Origin of the sequence: Jeotgalibacillus marinus, assembly GCF_040801915.1 — a bacterium.
In the GTDB taxonomy this organism is placed as follows: Bacteria; Bacillota; Bacilli; order Bacillales; family Jeotgalibacillaceae; genus Jeotgalibacillus; species Jeotgalibacillus marinus.
The window spans coordinates 75,260-97,264 of sequence record NZ_JBFMIA010000008.1 but is presented as its reverse complement, the minus strand read 5'-3'; the positions used below and the strand labels follow the sequence as shown (position 1 = coordinate 97,264).

Sequence of the window (22,005 nt, the reverse complement as noted above, 5' to 3'; positions counted from 1 at the left end):
TGTTTTAAAGAGAGTTTCCCAAAAAATACGACACATATTTCTCTTTATTTACCTTTCTAACGCCAAGTATCTCTCTTTTTTTCTTTTGTCTTGGGGTTTCCCTATTTATCTATTTTATTTGCTTGTTCTAGATTTTAAAAAATGAAATCTCTTATAAATGACAACTCACTAGATATAGTGATACAAGACATTAAATGACTAAAGATCAAAATGAACATGTGATAATACATCGCTTTTTTTGGAGTTCATAATCACTTATCATACCCCACTTACTAAAATATTTCAATAAATTACTCTTGACTAACTATATTGCTAACGTAATACAGATGGTGCATTCTTTGTGGTTAGGAGGTTGCTGACGTTGACGTTAGAAACGAAAAGTCGAGTCACTATTTATGAGCAGTTGATGAACAGTTGAAGATGTTGATGATGCGAGAAGTTTTAAGTGAGGATGATCAGCTGCCGTCGGTACGGTCTCTTGACAGGAGTTGACAATCAATCCGAATACGATTCAGAAGGTGTATCGTGAGCTTTTGTAGGAATAATTCATTTATTAAATTCCATATAAAGGGATTTTTGCAGGTATAAGTTTAGGGTTACTTGCTTTTATTCTACTTTTTGTTTTAATGGTATTAAATCAGCCATATTCGGTTTAGCAGGCTTTTTGCTTTTAAAATAACCTCTTACTATAAAAAAGAAATAATTTAACAAAAATATACTTATTTCTTATTTCTACAAATTAATTTAAATGCTTTACTTTTAGAATAATCTTTAAAAATCACACAAATTGCACCTTTTGGATTACCTGTAATATATGTTTCAAACAGTTCTAAAACATCCTTTGCTTCTAAATCAATGAAGTACTGCACAGATGTTAATCCAGTTTTTTTATCATCCCTTTTAATTCATCCCAATACAAATTAAGAATGTAATTGTACTCAGCCTTCTCACTTAATAGTCCTTCTGCTTCACCAACTATACCACCTTGTAAGTCCCAAATAAGATTATGGTCGTAATCTGCTTGTGAAAAATCTCCTATCCCCCACCGATCAAGTATGTCCATATAAAGATCATAATGCGTTAAGTGATCCTCATTTTCACGGACTTGTTCACGTAAGACTTCAATCCGTTTCTCCGTCATTAATATATTCATACTAGCCCATTTTTCTTCTGCATCAACTTTTTGATGAGACATCCCATGTATAACGTTTTGCACCACATCATCAGTAACTTCATCTTTTATAACAGTGTCATCTACACCAAAGTTTATCACTTCAATATTATTCTGTAACGTTTTATCATCCGTCTGTGCAACAATGTCAGCAATGTGTTGCGGTAACTCTGTTTCACTTACTGTCCTATTTTTCACAGTTAAAAACAAAACTCCGATACCCAACACAATAATAAGTACAGATAATAAGATAACCTTAAACGTAAAATTAAACACCAAACAGCCTCCCTCATTATTTTTTTCAGTTACAGCTATGTATTTACTGACTTACGTTATTTAGCGGGTATGTCAACACTAAAATAGACAGTTTTTTTAGGGTGTAAATTCTTGTAATCTCTTGTGCTCAAATAGCCTAATCCTCCATGAATCCTTGTTCCATTAAACCAGTTCACATAATCAAATAGTTACTCTTTAAGTGGGCTATCGATTCGAAGTGACGTTTTTTCACAAACTCTGTTTTGATGATTTTAAATGTAGCCTCCGCAACCGCGTTATCGTATGGGCACCCTTTCATACTCAAAGAACGCTTGATTTCAAATGTTTCTAAGGCTTCATCTAATCAATTTATTCTTGAATTCACTTCCGCGATCCGTATGAAGCTGATTCAAGCTACTCTTTATTCATCCTATTAATTGACTTAAAAAATATGAATTCAATATTCAACTCTAGGAAATTATGTGTTCCGTAATATCAAAAAAGCCCATCTCGAGTGAACGAGACAGGCTTTAGGTTATGCAATTCTTGACACTTTAGATAATAATGAAACTGGAAAATAAATGCCTTCGAGAATACTCTTCGAAGACACTATTTAATTTATGAATTTCTGCTAATCTCCATGTTAAAATTTCTTTCCAATATCTTTTGACTTACTGACTTATCCTATCCAGAAGTGATCTTCCCTTTAAAAGATAATTTTAGAAGGCTGTGAAATAGAAAGTTTATCGGTTGTGTAAAAGGCATATTTATAAATATTAGATACCCTAACAAAAAGGAGAAACCCGTATATTATGGATATCGTTATTGCCAATTGGTTAAAAATTCAAAGCCATTTAACATTACCTTGTTGTAATTCTTGGTACAGTAGATAGTAAGGTAACAGTCACGATTGCTGTAAGAATAAAGGCAGGTCCTAAGTAAGAACCGTTATAAGCTAAAGAATATTGCCATGCTGGTACGCCTGGTGATCCTGATCCGAAGAAAATAACACCTGCGAAAAAGTGACAAACAAACCGCGGAAGGATTCCAACAAATGTTGCTAAAACAATAAATCCAACTGCTTTTCTCATTTTCCCATCACTCATCGTACGTTGAACTACCCCAGAAAAAATCCCTGACAATCCAACAACAGTATAAGCGATTGGATAATCAAGAACTCCTTGAACAGGGTCAATAATATACGATCCTCCAAGTACGACTTGAAGAGTACCGACTAAAAACCCTGTCAACAAACCTCCTTTAAGCCCCCAGCGCAACGCCATTAAAATAATCGGCACCATCGCAAAGCTAACCGAACCACCTTGTGGCCAAACGGAAAATGAAAGCTTGTCCAAAATAAGACCAATTGCAGAGAAGATTGCTATTTCAAGTAAATATAAAAGCTTAGTACGTTCCATTCTGATTCCTCCTTTTGCATGTAGCTCGCACGAAGGGAATTCAACAGTTGCCATTTTACTACTTTATTAGAAAATCATTAATCTCAAAGTACATAAAAAAAGAAATGTCCTAGAATTAAAATCAAGACATTGCATACCGCTCCTGTTTCCATCCACATTCCTACGTAAGCATTAACTTACAGGTTCAAAGGGTCTGAACAAGATGTTCACTCTCAGCCATTATGGCTCCCCTTGTGGCAATTGCATCTACACCATTGTAGCGCCTTTTAAAAATATTGTCATCTAAAAATTTCTCCTTCGTCTCATGCTATCCTATGCTATACTTGTAGAAAATTGGAATTTACAAAAGCAAAAACTGCTCATTTAACCCCGACAAGCATAGGGTGCGCAACGCAAGTAGGCGCTTTTTTCCTACTAGGTTGTGCGGCTAAACCAGAGAAGCCTTAAAGTACAGAGCTGGATGATTGAATATGTATAATAAGACCATCTAAATACTATTTTACAATGTTTCTATAAAGGATGTTACCTCGTATGAAATGGATTACCAATCGGTTTGTCGGAGGGCGAATCGTGAAAACTGGTGTTGCAGTGTTTTTAACTGCACTCATTTGCCAATCACTTAATCTACCCGTCATTTTTGCTGTCATTACTGCCATTGTGACGATTGAACCAACCGCTGCTGATTCAATTCGTAAAGGGTTGATACGCTTTCCTGCTTCATCCATTGGTGGAGCCATTGCAATGCTTACAACTTTTTGGCTAGGTGAAATTGCTTTAACCTATGCGATCGCATCAGTCGTAACCATTTGGTTGTGTCATAAACTACGTCTTGATGCAGGGATGCTTGTGGCTACATTAACAGCCGTTGCGATGATTCCTGGTACTGAAGATCACTTTTTCCTAACCTTTTTAACACGGTTAGGAACCACGGGAATTGGTCTATTTACTTCTACTATTGTAAATTTTGTTTTATTACCACCAAAATACGAGCAACAAATCAAGCATCAGTTGGATCAATCTCAGCACGAGTTTGCAAGAATTTTTGAGCAACGGTTAGAAGAGTTATTTACTGGGAAAATCCGTTCACGTGAATTAGAAACGACTGCAGAGCACTTGCGCTACAAGCTTGAGCGCACAGAAACTCTTTGCCGGTTTCAACTTGAAGAATGGCAATACCATAAATACAAACGAGATGAGATGCGCACGGTTCACTTGCATCAAAAAAAGATCTATTTGTTAAAACAGTTAACCTATCATTTAACCAATTTAATAAGCCTGCCATTGGAGGAGCGTCCTCAATGGACTGAAAAAGAAATAGCAGATGTTAGGCTGCTTATGTCTCAGTTAATCGAACGTGTTCACAGCACACAACATATGGAACCAGTCGATCGCGCCCCCCTTCAAACGATGCGAAGTGCATTGAAGGACCAAACAGATGAAGAAGAGCTTCCTGTAAAAAGTTATATTTATTTTGAATTACTGACTATACATGCCCTACTCCGTAAACGAAAAGATTTCATCCGCGTGCCAAGTGCTACGCCGTCTGATTTATAGTATAAAAAAGCCGCTTCCCTGAGGACTTTGCTGGGGAAACGGCTTTTTGTTCAAATTACTATAGGTAAATAGTCACTAAACGTGGATAACGTGAGAGTATGCTTCGATAACGGAAACCTTAACTTCGATAAACGAGTTCTAAGCTTCGGAAAACTGCACATAACCGCTGATGCCCCCACCATAATCTGTAGTTATGTCCCTGATTCTGTAAATACACATCGCATGATTGATTAGAATTATCGTGCTTGATTGCCTCTACCTTCGCGTTCAATCCTACAAAACATTAAAATACCTAGCCTCCGGATGAGCAAAAACAATCGCGGAAACCGAGGCTTCCGGCTCCATCATATACCCATCTGTCAGTTCAACCCCGATTTCCTGGGGCTGAATCAATTTAAACAGCTTTTCTTGATCCTCTAAATTAGGACAAGCTGGATAGCCAAATGAAAAACGTTGGCCTTGATACTTAGCACTGAAACGCTCTTGCATGGTGAAGTCCACAGCATCCGGGAAGCCCCAGCGATCACGCATTTGCTGGTGAACGAGCTCTGCAAAGCCTTCTGCTGTTTCAAGAGCAAGTGACTGCAATGCATGGCTTTCCAAAAAGCGTCCTGCATCTTTATAAATTTGCGCTTTTTCACGTATACCACGACCAGCAGTAACAGTGAAAAAGCCAACATAATCAAGTTCACCGCTATCGACTGATTTTAAATAATCCGCCAAACATAGGAACGGTTCTCTAGGTTGACGTGGAAACGTAAAGCGTTCAATCTCGCGACGATGATCGGTCGGATCATAAATAATCACATCATCCCCGTTCGATTGTGCAGGAAAGAATTGATACACAGCAGAAGGTTGAATAAGTGATTCTGCTTTTACTTCAGAGATCAAGTTATCCACTACAGCTTTAATTTTCATCGTCTTCTCATCTTTTTCTGCCAGCAAGCGTGACACTTTTCCTTTTACACCTAAATGATGCCCAATCAGCATTTGCATATTAATATAGGCCTCTACGTGAGCAACGGAGTATGAATTCAGCACTCTTCGTTTTAAGTCTGAAGGAGTGAACACAGGTACATCTGTTGAAACGGCTGGACGCGTTTTAACTGCAATAACCGATTTCTCTTTTTTTTCATAAGGAACAGCACTAGCAATGGCATCACGTTTCGCTTGTCGTTCTTTAACTAGCTGCACTCGCTCCAGCTCGTCCTGCAATTGGTTTGCAAGCGTGAGTCCGTTCATCGCATCTTTCGCGTAAAGCACGAGCCCCTCATAGTTTTGCGAAATTTTTGTATCCACAAATTTACGTGAGAGTGCTGCCCCACCAACTAAAATCGGAATCTCCAAACCCTCTTCTTGCATATCACTTGCCGTAATCACCATTTGCTGAGCAGACTTTACGAGTAATCCAGATAAACCCACAAGATCCGGTTTCTCTCGCTTAATTCCTTCTATTAATACAGTAGGCGTGACTTTGATACCAAGGTCCACAACATCATAGCCATTATTGCTTAATATGATGTCGACCAGGTTTTTTCCGATATCATGCACATCCCCTTTTACTGTTGCAAGGAGGACTTTTCCTTTAGATGAAGACATATCGGATGCATCCATATGAGGTTCAAGAAAAGCTACTGAGGCTTTCATGACCTCTGCACTTTGAAGCACTTCAGCAACGATTAACTGATTGGCATTAAAAAGACGCCCCACTTCTTTCATTCCCATCATAAGCGGTCCATTAATAATGCTTAGAGGTGCTTCGTATGCTGCTAATGCTTTTTCTAAATCAGGTAGCAACCCCTCTTTTGTCCCTTCAACGACGTAATAAGCTAGGCGTTCCTCTAGTGTCATATCAGGCATAGTAGATTTCATTTCTTTTTTCTTTCCACGATAAAATTCGGTAAAGAGTGCGAGTGATTCGTCTGTTGTATCAAACAACAGTGTTTCTGCCATCTTCACTTCTTCTGTTGAAATAGATGCGAAACGTTCTAGTTTTTCAGTATTAACTATTGCGTAATCAAGCCCTGCTCGTGTGCAGTGGTAAAGGAATACAGCGTTTAATACTTCTCGACCAACTGGCGGTAAACCAAATGACACGTTGCTAATGCCTAATGTCGTTTGCACCAATGGCAGTGCTTCTTTAATCGCTTTGATCCCTTCAACCGTTGCTTTCGCTGAACCGATGTACTGCTCATCTCCTGTTCCAACTGGAAATACAAGTGGATCAAAAATAATATCTGAAGGATTCACACCATAATCTTCTACTAAAATTTGATACGAGAGTTTGGCAATTTCAAGCTTGCGTTCTACAGATACACCCATTCCAATTTCGTCTATTGTTCCCACAACAACCGCTGCACCAAACTTTTTAACTAAAGGAATAACGGCATCAAATCGCTCAAGACCATCTTCTAAATTGATCGAGTTAATAATCGCTTTCCCTTGTGAATATTTAAGCGCTTTTTCAATAACCGCTTCATCCGTTGAATCAATCACGAGTGGAACTTTCACTTTTTTCACGACTTCCTGAATAAATTGTTCCATATCATCTAGTTCTTCACGGTCAGGATCGGCTAAACAAATATCGATGACATGTGCGCCCCCTTTTACTTGTGCACGAGCAATTTCAGACGCTTCTTCTATCTTTCCTTCAGCGATTAATCGTTTAAATTTACGCGAGCCAATCACATTTGTGCGCTCGCCAATCATAAGGGGACGCATGGATGGATCGTCATACACAAGGGGTTCAATTCCTGACACGGTGTGTACTTGCTTTTTCACGATCTGTCTAGGTTTAAATTTCTTCATTGATTCGGCTAATGATTTGATATGAGCTGGCGTCGTACCACAACACCCGCCAACAATATTTAGCCAGCCTTTTTCTGCAAAGCCTACAAGCTTCTTGGATAATGAGTCGGCTGTTTCATGATATTGTCCCTCTTCATCAGGCAATCCCGCATTCGGATAACAGCTAACGTACGAGTTGCTTAAATCGGAAAGTGATCGTATATGATCTTGCATAAATTCAGGACCCGTTGCACAGTTCAGTCCGACGGAAACTGGGTTCATGTGCTCAACACTTATATAAAATGCTTCGATTGTTTGTCCAGCAAGTGTCGTACCCATTGGTTCAATCGTTCCTGAAATCATGATGTGAAGCTCTTTACCTGTTCGTTCATATGCTTCTTGAATACCTAAAAAAGCACATTTAACGTTTAAAAGGTCCTGACTTGTCTCAACAAGTAACAAGTCTGCTCCACCGTCAATCAACCCTCTCGCTTGTTCAGCGTAAGAAGATGTTAGCGCCTCAAAGGTTGTTCCCCCTGTAACGCTAAGTGTTTTCGTCGTTGGACCCATAGACCCAGCGACAAATCTTGGTTGAACAGCTGTTGACCATTTAACTGCGGAGCGTTTGGCAATTTCAGCACCAAGTTTGCTTAATTCATACGCGTCTTGCCCAATATCGTACTCTTCAAGCACCACACTCATGCTTCCGAAAGTATTTGTACAAACAATGTCTGCTCCTGCCGCAAAATAAACATCGTGGATTTGTTCAATTAAATTAGGTGCCGTTCGGTTCAAATTTTCATTACAGCCTTCTAGTTCTTCTCCACCAAAATCATCAGTACTCAGCTGAGCTTCTTGAAGCATCGTGCCCATTGCTCCATCCATAATGAGGATTTTTTTCTCTAGTTGTTTAATGAATAACGTTGGACACATTCGAAATCCCTCCAGCTCTTTTGGCAGCTTGTTCATTTGCGTATCTTGTTAATTCAACCGTGGTCTCATAGCGCATAAATGGTGTAATTAAGTAAATGCCGTTAAACAACTCGAGCGCTGCATCAATCAATGCTTTTGTGATCAAGATGCCTTCTTGAGCTGATTTTTCTTTATCATCAGATACTTTTAACATACGTTCACGAACCTCATCTGATAGCTTAATCCCTGGAACTTCATGATGTAAAAACTCTGCATTTCGACTACTCGTGAGTGGCATAAGTCCAATGTACATTGGTTTTTCAATGTGTTTTGTATGGTCATACACATCCAATAGCTTTTCTTGTGAAAAGACAGGCTGACTCATAAAATAATCTGCTCCAGCTGCAATCTTTTTCTCCATACGCACCACAGCACGTTCGACACTTCGTACGTGAGGATTAAATGCAGCGCCGATTGAAAAGGAAGTTGATTCTCCTAAATCTTTACCAGACATTGAAATGCCTCGATTTAACTGTTGGATCATTTCAATCAATTCAAATGAAGACACATCGTACACAGATGTTGCTCCAGGGAAATCCCCAACCTTTGTCGGATCACCTGTTACCGCTAAAATATCGTGCAACCCAAGCGTATGGAGCCCCATTAAATGAGACTGGAGACCAATTAAATTACGGTCTCTACACGTAATATGAACAAGTGGCCTTGCGCCAACTTCTTGCTTGATCAGGTGACCAAGAGACTCATTTGATACACGTGGACTAGCGAGAGAATTGTCCGCTAGTGTAATCGCATCAGCCCCCGCGTCCTTCAGTGCTTTTGCCCCTCTCATAAAAGCATCTGTGTTCAGTTTTTTTGGGGGATCTAACTCAACTACAACAGATGGTCGAGATAAAACAATGGATTGCAAAGGCTCAGGAATCACACGTGACTGCGATCGTACTTCAATTTTTGGTTTAGGAACGATGATCTGCTTTTCTTCTATCGGAACAGCTCCTTCTAACGCTTGAGAAAATGCGCGAATATGATCGGGCGTCGTGCCACAACAACCTCCAAGCAAACGAATGCCTTGTGCTTGAAAAGACTTTGCGCACTCTCCAAAATAATCTGCATTGTTGTTATATTGAAGCGCTCCATCAGAATAGGACGGAAGACTTGCATTAGGATACGAAGATAAAAAAGCGTGTTTGGGCAGTGGCACCCTTTCTAACGTTCTAAGCATATGAAATGGACCTTGGCGACAATTGATTCCAACAACATCGGCACCAACATTTTCTAATCTTTTCAAAGCCTCCGTAATCGGTGTACCGTCTTGAAGCACTCCAACTTCTTGAAGAGACACTTGTGCAACGATTGGAAGATCCGTTTCCTTGCGAGCAATTTGTACAAGTGTAGACAGCTCTGCTAAATCATAATAGGTTTCAAATAACAACCCATCCACGCCCTCTAAAAGCAAACAATAGAGCTGTTCTCGAAACGTACGTTTAATTTCATCTAATTCAATGAATTGTGGGCGAATACCGCGTATACCGCCAATCGTACCAAGAATATGCGTACCTTCAGTAGCAGCGGCTTTCGCATTTCTAACAGCGGCACTATTGATTTCTTTCACCTGATCCTGTAGACCGTATCGTTCCAGCTTGTGATAGTTGCCACCATATGTATTCGTTTGAATTACATCTGCTCCTGCATTGATATAAGCTGTGTGAATGCGTTGGATATGTTCTGCTTGAGAAATGTTTAACTCTTCAAAACATTGATCCGTGCCGTATGAATAGAGCAGCGTTCCCATCGCTCCATCTGCAATTAAGATTTTTTCCTGAAGCGCATCCAAAAAGTTCATGTCTATTCCCCTCTCTTATTTTTGTATTGCACTCCAATGTGGAGCCAGCTCGTTTTGTAGCTATTTGCTTAAAACTATTTCTGGAACTTTAGCGGGTTCTTCCCTTCATATGAAAAAGGATTACTTACATTTAAACCGACAAGTCTTTTTTAAATCTGTATGCAAAAAGGCCTTCTTATTTATCATTAAGAAGACCTGTACGTATAAGCTGACAACTCTCCTTATCTTCCTTGCACGCAAACAAATGTTTACAGGCAAGATGGAGTTAGCACCTTTTCAAATACTTTTAAAAAAAGATTGAAGGTTGCTGAGGTTTCGCAGGGCCTTGTCCCTCCACCTCTCTCGATAAGAATACAAACTATTTATTCAATTAAGATTACTCTACTAAAAATACACAATAGCGTCAATACTCAAAAATAAAAAAATTCTACGCCTACTCTGTAATTCCTGACAGCCACTATTCCACTTCATTATCATCGAATACATCCACTAGTAATCACTTGAGGTGTGTTTTCGAAGTTTGTTAGCTGTTTATCTAAGCTCATGACCTGTTTATCGAAGCTTGCATCCACTTTATCAGCTGTTCATGATAATTGAACTACCTTTTCAAAAAAAAACGTTCTCAACACGCGAGAACGTTTTTTCTTTCACCCTGCAAGTACCTTTTGGGAATAGTATTTTTTACTATGGACAGGTCGTGTGATTTAATAGCAAGTCCCCACAATAAAACCACGATTAAGATTGGGGTGACCTGAATGCTCCAACTTTTTTCACACATCATTACACCCCTTGCTTTTCAAATCGATGCAGTTTACGATTTTCGCCGATAACAATCAACATATCATCTTTTAAAATCTTGTCTTCACCAGTCGGCGAAACGATCATGTCGTGCGATCGGTATATGCCAACAATATTACAACCAAATCGCTTTCTTACATTTAAGGTTGCAAGCGTCTTGCCAATTATTTTTGGTGTAGCTTTTATTTCAACCATCGAATGTTCATCTGTAAGCTCAACATAATCAATTAAATGTTCAGAGGTTATACGGTGTGCAATTCTTTTAGCCATATCTTTTTCTGGTCGGATTACTCGCGTTGCACCAATTTTCTCGAGCACCTTTTGATGATAAAGGCTTGATGCTTTCACCCAAATTTCTTTTACGTCTAGGTCTGTAAGAATAAGCGTTGTTAAAATACTTGCCTCAATGTTTTCTCCAAAAGACACAACGACTAAATCAAAATTTCGTATCCCCTCTTGTATCAGGAGTTGCTCATCTTGTGCGTCTCCACGGATAACATGAGTAGCAATGTCGCTGAACCGATCCACTAGCTCTGGGTCACGGTCCATCGCAAACACTTCCGCTCCAATATGATGAAATTCTTCAACTAAATGACCACCAAAGCTTCCTAATCCTAATACAGCAACTTGTTTTTTCACGTTGATCCATCCTTTTCTATAACACGCGTTCTAAAGCACTACTATTCTTAACTAATGTATGAGTAGAAAACAAAAGCGCAAACGGCTTATTCAGGCAAGCATAAGACGCACAACACAAGTAGACGAATTTTGTTTACTTGATTGTGTGACCGACTCGAGAAACTGACCGCTAGAGCACAATGATGAATTTTCACATATTTAGTTATCAGCATTTATTTAAAATATTATTTCCTAAATAACAAAAAAACTACTTACCGACTAGAAAAATTCTTCTCGAATTTTCCTGAGTTGATGTCATGAACAAACTATAACGAAATATAATTCCTATATAACATTTTAATATGACTCTTCTTCCGGACTCGTAGATGATTTTCTCTTCTTTTTATTAGCCATTGTATTCACCAGTAAACTAAAAAGATAAACCCCATGAAAAGAATATTTTTAAACACACAAAAAAATTTTAAAAAATGTACGAAAGTTATGGTTTCTGACGCTGTAAGAATTACGACAAGTAAAATCATTGAAGTTATAAGAGAGAAATATATTTTAAATTGATTTTAAAAAATTAATACAAATCCAATCAGTACAAAAATCTGAAACCACTTTTCAAATATTAGTTTCCCCTTTTCTTCATTCATATCCACACGAAACTTTAAGAAAATTCTGAAATATCTTAAAAAGGAGAATGATGTAAAGTGGATCTCGCTTTCGAAAAAACGAAATTTAGCGACTTTGAATCTCACTATGAAAGCTATAATACTCCCCTTAAGCCTAAGAGTAAAGGGGAATGGAAAAAAATAATGTAAAGTCTTTTCTGCGTTTCTATCAGGTAAGGAAAACTCAATTGCATTTTTAGATACTAATAAGATTGAACCTAATGGAATAACTGCTCCAATAATTTTTAGTGTAGTAAATAAAAAACAGATAATTATATTTGTGAATGCATAGAAATAAGTATAACTAAGAACAAGAACTGTCACCACAGCAACCAGTTTGATACTACTCTACCTTCGCCTTGTTGCATAAAGGTCCTTCAATAACAAACCCAATCAACATCCATTTTTTTCAGAAATCATCATTCTATATATGACAAAAAATCCAAAAAATGAAACTTCGCCTTGATTCGTGCGTATAGGATTAGAAGTAGACCTTTAAAAGGATCAGGAGGTAAGCGATGAAAACACGGTCCATTTATTTGCTTTTAACCAATACTAAAACCCTTTTCACACGCTGCATTAAATATTTCACGCAGGCTGAATACAATCATGTTTCGATTGCTTTTGATTCAGAACTAAATGAACTATATTCTTTTGGACGAAAAAGTATGGTGTGTCCGCTATTTTCAGGTTTCGTTCAAGAAAATATTCAAAACGGCATTTATAAACTAAAAAGTAATACCTCTTGTTTACTGATGAAGCTAAGCGTGACGAAAAAAGAGTGGCGATCCATTCGTCAAGCAGTCGATCATTTTATATCAAATAAGAATCTATATAAATACAACTTAATTGGCTTGGTTGGATTTTTAATAAATCGAGAAATAAATCGAAGCAACGCTTTTTTCTGTTCTCAATTCGTGGCGACTGTTTTAAAAAATGTAGAAGACCCGACCAACGCACGAAAGCCTGGATTAACCGCACCGCACGATTTTTTGGCTATTCCTAACAAACACATCGTATATGAAGGATTGCTTCGAAATTATCGACAGAAAAAATGCATAATGCTCGCAGAATAAAGGATTCCCCCCTTCTCTGCGAACATCATGCTTTTTTATTCCTTCTTATCTAGTTGCCATTCACCGCGATAAATCGTCACAGGTTCAAGCTCAATCCCAAGCTGTTTCGCAAATCGCTTTACTTGTTTTTCTTCATAAGGTGTAACCAAAGAAAGAACTGTCCCACTCTTTCCGGCACGCCCCGTACGACCCGAACGGTGGATATATTGATCCAAATCCTCCGCAACGTCCATATGAATAACATACGTAACATCCTTAATATCTAAGCCACGTGTTGCAACGTCTGTTGAAAGCATCAATGGTAGTTCCCCTTTACGAAACTTCCTCATTGAAGCTGCTCTTTCTTCTTTGTTAAGATCACTATGAAGTGGTGCGATCTCCATATTTTTAAAATTAAGCTTCTCTGTTGCTATCAGAACGTCACGTACTTCGCGCATAAATGCTAATGATTTTTCGCTTTTCATTGACGACATTCTAACAACTTTTCGAATCAAGTCAATTTTCTCTCTTGCTTCACAAACCATGTATTGATGCTTTACATTACCCTCAGCAACAAACTCAGTACGATCTATGCGTACAAGTTCAGGGTTTTTCATCATCTCTCGCCCTTGCACTTCAGTTTCTTTTGGAAGGGTTGCTGAGAACATGGCAAGCTGACGCTGATCAGCCAAGGTACTTTTAATAATATCACTGATAGAACCCTTGTGTTCAGGCAACAAAAGTTGATCTGCCTCGTCTAAAATAATTGTCTTCATTTCATGCGTTTTAAGCTTTTTTTGTTTAATCAGTTCCAAAATTCGCCCCGGTGTTCCCACAACAACATGAGGTTGTTTCTTTAATTTCTCCAGCTGCCTTTTAGGGTTAGCTCCGCCAATAATCGAAGTTGCACGCACTCCACTCGGCGTGCCCCATGATTGAATAACATCAAGAATTTGCATCGACAACTCTTTGGATGGCGCTAAAACAAGTGCCTGTGGAAGCTTTTTTTTAACATCCATCTTTTCAATCACCGGAATGGCATATGCAAGCGTCTTCCCCGTTCCAGTAGGCGACTCAACAATCACATCACGCCCTTCAAGCATCTGCGGAATCACCTGATCCTGCACAGCAGTCCGGTTACCAAAACCAGCCTCTTCCCAACTTCCCTTCGTACGAACGAACATTAAATCCACACTCCGATCTATCAATTCATCTCTCCATTATACCACCGTTTTGTCGAATGTGGAAATCACTTTAGCACAATAAAGTCGCTTATCTCCTTTATCGCACTAAATTTTCTTTAAACCACACCATGACTACATTGCAGGGTTTTAGTGGATGTTTTAAGATGTTTGAGCGAAAACTTATTATAGTGAGGCTTTTAATGCTCGTGGTTTCTATTCAAGAGGGGATAGTAGGAATATGATACAAGTATTGGTAAAGATTAAAAGGAGGTTGGGTCATGGGTGAATTATTTGGTTTGCTAAAAGAAGGAAATAAACCCTCTTTATTAGCCGCTTTTGTTAATACGTTTATCGCTTTTTTAAAACTGGGCGCATTCTTTTTAACAGGGAATGTAGCAATGTTTGCTGAAATGATGCACTCATTTGGAGATGCGGCGAATCAATTTTTCGTTTTTATCGGTTCAGCTCTATCTAAAAAAGCGCCAACAGAACGTTTTCCTAAGGGATTTGGTCGTCTTGTTAACCTTGTTTGTCTTGGTGCCGTTATCATCGTGGGAATTTTATCATATGAAACAATCAAGGAAGGGATTAATCACCTTAGACACCCGGTGGAAAGCACTGGTTTTTTAATTAGTTTAGGGGTTCTTGGCATTGCTGTTATTCTGGAATTATTTGTTCTGTTTAAAGCAGGTAAAGAGATCCTTCATGAAGTAGGTATTAGCGCTTCTGGAGTAAATCCCTTAACAAAAAGTTTTGCTCATTTAAATCGTGCAAAGCCAGCAACGAAGCTTGTTTTTATGGAAGATTTAGTGGCAACAAGCGGTGGGTTACTCGCGATGATCGCCGTCATCATTTCTCATTATTCAGGTCTCGGCCAAGTAGAAGGACTCGCATCGATTATCATTGGTTTAATGATGTTTTATGTTGTTGGCCGAGTTTTCCTTGAAAATGCACGAGGAGCAATCGGGGAAACAGATGATATTATGCGTGGGAATATTGCTGATATCGTCCTTGCAGATTCATCGATTAAAGACATTCAACGGCTTGATGTCATTAAAGAAGGCGAACACCTTCACGTAGAAGTGGAAATCGAAGTGGACCCAACATTGACAATTGCAGAAGCAGACGACATTAAAGACCGGTTAGAACACCTCATCTATACCCAAAAAGGCGTGACAAGCGTCGTCATTGAATTTGATGAAGACAACCAAATAAGGGAATGGACGTAACAAAAGCCCTACCAGCCCATTCGCCTATCGATCTAACCAACACAAAAAAAACCTGACCCAAATTTCAATGAGCTAGGTTTTTTTGCGCTGAATCGCAAAACATTCATTGTAAAAAACAAAGAGGGTGCAAATCATGCGCACGTATCCACTCCTTAAATTCCTTCTGCTATCGCTCCAGTCAGACATTACCGTGGACACTTCTCTCAACTATTACCTCTCTGCCATAACTGGTCAGCTCTATTTGCACTCATACCTAATAAGAGGATAGAAATGATAAAAAAATAGAACCAAATTTCTACATTCTGCGCTGCTAATATTATAGCTATTATATTACATATGAAAGTACTAATTAATCTTGTCAAAAATTTTCTATCTTTAAATAAAATTCTATTCCAGGCCACCTCTATCCTCATCCTTTCTTAATCCTAAATACATAATTTCTCAAACCTATATGCCAATATACCGTAACCTCAATCGCACCATTTAGCAACCTCATCTGAATGACCATCAACGTGAATGAGACCGCCATACGCAATTAATCGCTTATCATTTTCTCTTTCAGCTGACTGGCATGTAAATCGGCGTAGAAGCCGTTTTGTTGAAGTAGTTTTTGATGGGTACCTCGTTCAATAAGTTCACCGTTGTTGAGAACGAGGATTTGGTCCGCATTTTGGACTGTGTTCAGTCTATGCGCAATCACAAAGCTAGTGCGTCCTTCCATCAGTCTAGACAATGCTTCTTGAATGTTAATTTCTGTGATGGTGTCTATACTACTCGTTGCTTCATCGAGTACAAGGATTTTCGGATCAGCTAACATGGCGCGTGCGATTGCTATGAGCTGACGCTGTCCTTGGCTAATACCTTGGCCATCAACTTGTAAATAGGTATCAAACTGTTTTGGCATTTTTCTAATAAAGGAAGCTGCATTAGCGAGTTGGGCTGCTTTCTCCACTTCTTCATCTGTTGCATTCAAACGCCCATAGCGAATATTTTCACGGATCGTTCCTTCAAATAAAAACGAATCCTGCAGCACAAACGCCATATGACTCCGTAAGCTTGAGCGTGTGATCGTCTGAATATCTCTTCCATCCATTGAAATGACACCCTCATTAGCATCATAAAAACGTGACAGCAAATTAATCATCGTGGTTTTACCGGCTCCTGTTGGCCCAACAAAAGCCACTGTCTCACCCTTTTCAACGGAAAAACTAACATCGGTAATCGTGTCTTCATCTTTTTCATAACCAAATGAAACATGCGAAAAGTCAACACGACCGTGAAGCTCATCCACATCTACTGCATCTTGCTCATCTTTACGCTCTTCTTCTTCGCTCATAATATCAAATACACGTTCAGCTCCCGCTACCGCGGATAACAATGAGTTAAATTGATTGGCTAAATCATTAAGAGGCCGTGTAAACTGCCTTGAATATTCCACAAAAATAACGATCACACCGATTGATACGACTCCGTTTAACGCAAGCACTCCACCAACAAGTGCGATCGCTGCGAAACTTAAGTTATTTAAAAAATTCATCACTTTAGGAATAAAACCTGAAAACGTTTGAGCCCAAAAACCAGCAAGCCTTAAACGCTCATTTCTTTCTTCAAATTGATAAATAACCTTCTTTTCTTGTGAAAATGTTTTAATAATTCGTTGGCCTGAAAGGGTTTCTTGAATGTACCCATTTAATTCGCCTAGATTTCTTTGTTGCTCTTTAAATAAACGACCTGTTCGTTTCGTAATCCATTTCAAACCAATATACATAGCTGGAATAACAAGCATTGTAATGAGTGTTAACAACGGACTCAAGTAGAGCATGACGCTAACTGTCCCAACCAACGTTAATATACTTGATACAATTTGAATCACCGAACTATTTAACGTTGAACTCACATTTTCCATATCATTCGTCACACGACTCATCAATTCACCATGTTGTCGTTTATCAAAAAACGGAATTGGCAGCTTATGAAGATGATTGAACAGCTGTGTTCTCATAGTAAACACCGTGTTCTGAGCAATGCGGATCATCCATAACGCTTGGAACCAAGTTGCTAAAGAGTGAATCACATAAATGATGGCTAATATCCATAACAAGCGAATCAAGCCATCCGTATCTTGCTTAACTATAAAATCATCAATCCCCATACCGACTAAAAAAGGACCAAGTAGTGCCATTGATGAGCTAATCACGACCATCACTATTACGAGAGATAGCTTTACTTTGTTCATTGCAAGATAGTGCCAAATTTTCTTTAGCGTACCACCAAAATTTTGTGCTTTTTTCTTACTTTTTGCCTTGCTATTTGCTTGATCTATTTCTTCTAGTGATCTTTTTTTGTAACGAAATGGTTTAGTAACCTCGTTGAACAAGAGTGAACGTCTCCTTCCCCACTTGAGACTCAACAACTTTGCAGTAGAGATCTGATGTTTCGAGAAGTTCACGATGAGATCCTTCTGCCAAAAGTATTCCATCATCAAGCAACAAAATATGATCAGAGGCCATTGTCGTACTTATTTTTTGTGTAATCATGACCGTCGTACATGACAATTCAGACAGCGCTTCAAGCAACTTCGCTTCTGTTTTCATATCGAGCGCACTTGTACTGTCATCCAATAGTAAAATGGTCGGTTTTCGCACTAACGCTCGGGCAATCGAAATACGTTGCTTTTGACCACCAGAAAGATTAACACCTTTTTGCCCAATTAAGGTGTCGTATTGTTTAGGTAAAGTCATAATCGTGTCATGAATTTGGGCCCTCTTTGCAGCTTCCTGAATATCTTCGAACGTTGCATGCTCATCTCCCCACGCAATATTTTCACGGACACTTCCTGTAAACAACATTACTTCTTGAGGAACACAACCAATTTGCTGACGTAAATGTTCGAGTTTAAATGCTGTAATATCCCGGTCATCAATTCTAATTTCCCCATCATCAACATCATAAAGCCTCGGGATCAATCCAAAAAGCGTTGATTTCCCTGATCCTGTAGCCCCTATAATAGAGACTCTTTCGCCAGATTTAATCGTAAAGGAAAGGTTCTTGATCACATTAATGTGCGATTCGGGGTAAGCAAATGAAACATTTTGAAACGAAATGTTGCCATTTTTTATTACACGATTTTCACTTAATTCTTTATCAATTAGATCAATGTCAGTTTCAAGTACCTCGCTAATACGATCACCAGAGGCTTTAGCGCGTGAGAGCACCATTATGATCATCGTTACGATTGATAGTGCTCCAGTCATTCTCATCGCATAGTTTACGACAGCAACAACGTCCCCGACACTGGCTTGGTTTGACGTAACCCCCACACTTCCATACCATAAAATCACTAAAATACTCACGTTCATCAGCAATAAAATAGCCGGCATTGTGACTTCGATCAACCGTAAAGCTGACACCGTTTTGTCCATTAGTGCATCACTTGATCGTTTAAACCGTATCATTTCGTGTTGTGCACGGAGAAACACTTTAATCAAACGAATGCCCACAAGATTTTCTTGCATAACATTATTCACGTGGTCAACTTGTTGCTGGACCTTTTTAAATAACTTTCCAGCTTTACTCATGATACCAACTAAGAATAGGATTAAGAGTGGAACAGTGATCACTAAAACAAGTGCCAATCTTGGATTGATTAAGAACGCCATGATCATACTACCAATAACGAGCAACGGTGCTCGCATCATAATTCTCAAGCCCATAAAAACTGTGTTTTGTAGCATCGTTACATCATTTGTAAGTCTCGTGATTAGTGATGATGTAGGAAATCTGCTGAAATTTGTGAAAGAAAATTCCTGAACCTTATCGTAGAGCCTTTTTCTTACATCAAATCCTAAGCTTTGACTAACGTGAGAAGAATAAAATGAATTCGTCACACCCGCTGCAAATGCCACAACTGAGCACCCTACAAGTACGCCACCCCACAATAACACGACTGATAAATCCTGTTTTAAAATACCCTCATCTATAATGTAAGCAATCAACAAGGGCTGAACAAGCTCTACTGTCAGCTCCATTAACATGAGAGTCAGCGCGATCGCAATCGCCACACGATAGGGTGTTAAAAATGAAAAAAGTCTCTTCATAAAGGCCCCGCCCTTCAATCTGCCCAATTAATTATAGCGCAAAATTTCAGATGGTTAATGTCAAAGTAATTCGCAACTCGAAATCCCCACCCTAAAATTTACAAAAAATCGCAAATCACTTTTCAATAACTAGGAAAGTAATTTGCGATTTTTGAAGTTGATTTTATCCTACTGCTGGTTTCTTTTGATAAAAACTCATTTTAACTAAATCTCTTGTTTTCTTTTTAGTCAATACGTAAAGTGTGTCTCCTACTTCAACCAATGTTTGACCAGTTGGTGTGACAATCTCTTGATCACGTATGATCGCTGTGATCAACGTATCTTCTGGGAGTGTGATTTCGATTAACGACTGACCCGCTACTGCTGAATGTTTTGGAATCGTTAGTTCAATCATTTCCGAATCAGTTTTACCTAAGCTGACGAGCTCCAAACTGTATGGATTCGCTTGCACCTCTTCACCCGTTAATCCGAGTTTATTTCCTAACCAAGATAACGTTCCACCTTGTATTAGCGCCGAAGTCAAGACAACGAAAAATACAGCATTGAAAATGAGTTCCGCATTCGGGACTCCCGCGACAATTGGGTAGGTTGCAAGTACGATAGGGACCGCACCTTTTAAACCAGCCCAAGACACGAAGGTTTTTTCTTTAAGCGTGTATTTCATTCCGAGCATACTGAGAAATACGCCAATCGGACGAGCAACGACCATTAAGATAATCGATAGTACAACACCTTGCCAAATGATGCTTATCAAATGCGATGGGAATACGAGTAGTCCAAGCAAAATAAACATGACAATCTGCATCATCCAAGCAAAGCCTTCGTTGAACCGTAAGATAGAAGTACGGTACGTTAAATCGCTATTTCCAACAACTACGGCCATGACGTATACAGCCAATAGTCCACTACCATTTGCCTCCGTTGTAAATGAATACGTGAAAACGGCGAAAGATAAAGCTAAAACAGGATATAAACCAGATGAATCCAGATTGATTTTATTTATAACGGTGACCGTTAATTTACCAAATAAAACACCTAAAATAAGTCCTAAAATCATTTGAAGGAAAAATCCACCCATCAAACTTACCAAAGAAGTTTCTGGAACTTGAATCAACTCAATAAACATAACTGTTAAAAATACAGCCATCGGATCGTTTGTACCTGACTCTGCCTCAAGTGTAGAGGTTAATCGCTGTTTTATATTTTTATTTCCTAAAACAGAAAAAACAGCTGCCGCATCCGTCGAACCAACGATGGCACCAAATAACAACCCTTCGAGCCATGATAAATTTAAAATAAGAACGGCTGCAACGCCTATAACACCTGAGGTAATAAGCACACCAAGTGTTGCGAGTGATGCTGCCGGTCGAATAATTGGACGAACACTATGCCATTTTGTTTGAGAACCACCATCAAACAAAATAATGATAAGGGCAAGAATTCCTATTAATTGGGAAAACTCTGCATTTTCATAAAATACAAATTTGCTTAGAATCATCCCCACTATTAAAAATAACACAAGTGAGGGTAGACCTAGTCGAGAGGAAAATTTCGTGGCTAAAACCCCAATGATAAGCATTGAAGCCATTAAAAGAATCAAACCGTCAATCGTAAACGCCACAGACTCACTCCTTCAAGTTATTTATAATCTTAATTATAGCAAACTTTTAATTCTTACACTGGTATCAGGTCTTGGATTTCTATACTTTTTGCGTATACCTTAGTGAAAGAAGTACCTCCAAACGTATTTGGATCATCGTAAGAACAGCGAAGCATGAAATCTGTTTAATCAAAATTACTGACATCATCTAGCTACTTTTCCTTCAAAAGAATACTTTCCCATGTTTTTTCTGTATACTATATCAAGTAGAACAAGAAAGGATGATACCATGATTACAATTACGGAATACTCCGTTGATTTATTAAAAGACCCTTTTGGCATCTTAACTGGAGAGCGCTATGAATTTACGCTTGAACTTGATGTGCCTGAAGACGATGAGCTATATTCTGAAACAGGAATTGATGTAAGAGTTCTTTACCGAGTTGAAGATGGTGTAGAAAGCATCGTAAAGTATGAATTGATTGATAAAAAAACAGCTCAACCACTTGATTTTGAATTAGAGACAGAGGAACTAGCGATGATTGAATCATTTTGCAACAACAACTTACCAAAACAATAATATGAAAAAGCTTGGATCTATTATTAATATTAAAAAGCTTTTGTAACATCACAAGAAGGTCATATCTAAGGTAACACGATTGAACTCCACCCACTTCTTCCGGGAAAATAGATAAAAAACAATGACCGTTTCCAGAATTCGAATAGGAAACGGTCAATTAGATGAGAATATATCTTCGAATACTCACATCTTGCTAGGATTGTGCGTCA

The 22,005-nt window shown here is 38.7% G+C and carries 13 protein-coding genes, 2 pseudogenes and 2 riboswitches; of the genes and pseudogenes, 5 read left to right on the top strand and 10 right to left on the bottom strand.

Translation table 11 applies throughout. The annotated features are described in order from the left end of the window. Positions 1 to 361 precede the first annotated feature (361 nt). Positions 362 to 533: pseudogene (locus tag AB1471_RS18345) on the top strand (GntR family transcriptional regulator); the annotation flags it as partial. A gap of 341 nt (positions 534 to 874) precedes the next feature. Here the strand turns inward: AB1471_RS18345 and AB1471_RS10480 are convergent. The 3 genes and pseudogenes from AB1471_RS10480 to thiT form a co-directional block, all read right to left on the bottom strand. Continuing rightward, a complete protein-coding gene (locus tag AB1471_RS10480; protein WP_367779709.1) occupies positions 875 to 1,447 on the bottom strand; it encodes a DUF6241 domain-containing protein in 573 nt (190 codons plus the stop codon). Positions 1,448 to 1,503: 56 nt separating this feature from the next. Further along, a pseudogene (locus AB1471_RS10475) lies at positions 1,504 to 1,839 on the bottom strand (transposase); the annotation flags it as partial. 447 nt (positions 1,840 to 2,286) lie between these two features. Continuing rightward, positions 2,287 to 2,844, bottom strand: a complete 558-nt coding sequence (gene thiT, locus AB1471_RS10470) for an energy-coupled thiamine transporter ThiT (protein ID WP_367779708.1) — start codon at positions 2,842 to 2,844, stop codon at positions 2,287 to 2,289. Between the two features lie 140 nt (positions 2,845 to 2,984). Beyond that, positions 2,985 to 3,086: riboswitch (TPP riboswitch) on the bottom strand. Positions 3,087 to 3,375: 289 nt separating this feature from the next. Between thiT and AB1471_RS10465 the strand changes: the two genes are divergently transcribed. After that, positions 3,376 to 4,398 carry an FUSC family protein gene (locus AB1471_RS10465; protein ID WP_367779707.1) on the top strand — a complete coding sequence of 341 codons (1,023 nt, stop codon included), beginning with the start codon at positions 3,376 to 3,378 and terminating at the stop codon, positions 4,396 to 4,398. A 273-nt stretch (positions 4,399 to 4,671) separates the two neighbouring features. Here the strand turns inward: AB1471_RS10465 and metH are convergent, their stop codons facing one another. The 3 genes from metH to AB1471_RS10450 form a co-directional block, all read right to left on the bottom strand. Continuing rightward, on the bottom strand, positions 4,672 to 8,118 hold the full coding sequence (gene metH, locus AB1471_RS10460) for a methionine synthase (protein WP_367779706.1): 3,447 nt from the start codon (positions 8,116 to 8,118) through the stop codon (positions 4,672 to 4,674). Beyond that, entirely contained in the window at positions 8,096 to 9,958 is a 1,863-nt protein-coding gene (locus AB1471_RS10455) for a bifunctional homocysteine S-methyltransferase/methylenetetrahydrofolate reductase (protein ID WP_367779705.1), read from the bottom strand. The genes metH and AB1471_RS10455 overlap by 23 nt, the downstream gene beginning before the upstream one ends. 218 nt (positions 9,959 to 10,176) lie before the next feature. Continuing rightward, positions 10,177 to 10,310: riboswitch (SAM riboswitch) on the bottom strand. 428 nt (positions 10,311 to 10,738) lie between these two features. Then, positions 10,739 to 11,395 (bottom strand): potassium channel family protein, encoded by a 657-nt coding sequence (locus tag AB1471_RS10450; RefSeq protein ID WP_367779704.1) that lies wholly within the window; start codon positions 11,393 to 11,395, stop codon positions 10,739 to 10,741. Between the two features lie 1,174 nt (positions 11,396 to 12,569). On the opposite strand from AB1471_RS10450, the gene AB1471_RS10445 reads away from it, so the two are divergent. After that, positions 12,570 to 13,127 (top strand): hypothetical protein, encoded by a 558-nt coding sequence (locus AB1471_RS10445; RefSeq protein ID WP_367779703.1) that lies wholly within the window; start codon positions 12,570 to 12,572, stop codon positions 13,125 to 13,127. Positions 13,128 to 13,162: 35 nt separating this feature from the next. On the opposite strand, the gene AB1471_RS10440 is transcribed toward AB1471_RS10445, so the two are convergent. After that, positions 13,163 to 14,290 carry a DEAD/DEAH box helicase gene (locus AB1471_RS10440; protein WP_367779702.1) on the bottom strand — a complete coding sequence of 376 codons (1,128 nt, stop codon included), beginning with the start codon at positions 14,288 to 14,290 and terminating at the stop codon, positions 13,163 to 13,165. A gap of 278 nt (positions 14,291 to 14,568) precedes the next feature. Here AB1471_RS10440 and AB1471_RS10435 point away from each other — a divergent pair, with 278 nt between their 5' ends. Then, on the top strand, positions 14,569 to 15,519 hold the full coding sequence (locus AB1471_RS10435; RefSeq protein WP_367779701.1) for a cation diffusion facilitator family transporter: 951 nt from the start codon (positions 14,569 to 14,571) through the stop codon (positions 15,517 to 15,519). A gap of 535 nt (positions 15,520 to 16,054) precedes the next feature. Here AB1471_RS10435 and AB1471_RS10430 read toward each other — a convergent pair. The 3 genes from AB1471_RS10430 to AB1471_RS10420 all read right to left on the bottom strand — a co-directional run bounded on the left by AB1471_RS10430 (position 16,055) and on the right by AB1471_RS10420 (position 21,237). Next, a complete protein-coding gene (locus tag AB1471_RS10430; RefSeq protein ID WP_367779700.1) occupies positions 16,055 to 17,896 on the bottom strand; it encodes an ABC transporter ATP-binding protein in 1,842 nt (613 codons plus the stop codon). Continuing rightward, a complete protein-coding gene (locus AB1471_RS10425) occupies positions 17,877 to 19,616 on the bottom strand; it encodes an ABC transporter ATP-binding protein (RefSeq protein ID WP_367779699.1) in 1,740 nt (579 codons plus the stop codon). Before AB1471_RS10425 ends, AB1471_RS10430 begins: the two co-directional genes overlap by 20 nt. Positions 19,617 to 19,779: 163 nt before the next feature. Then, a complete protein-coding gene (locus tag AB1471_RS10420; protein WP_367779698.1) occupies positions 19,780 to 21,237 on the bottom strand; it encodes a potassium/proton antiporter in 1,458 nt (485 codons plus the stop codon). 268 nt (positions 21,238 to 21,505) lie between these two features. Between AB1471_RS10420 and AB1471_RS10415 the strand changes: the two genes are divergently transcribed. Continuing rightward, positions 21,506 to 21,796: a DUF6509 family protein gene (locus AB1471_RS10415; protein ID WP_367779697.1), complete on the top strand. Its 291-nt coding sequence runs from the start codon at positions 21,506 to 21,508 to the stop codon at positions 21,794 to 21,796. Positions 21,797 to 22,005: the final 209 nt, after the last annotated feature.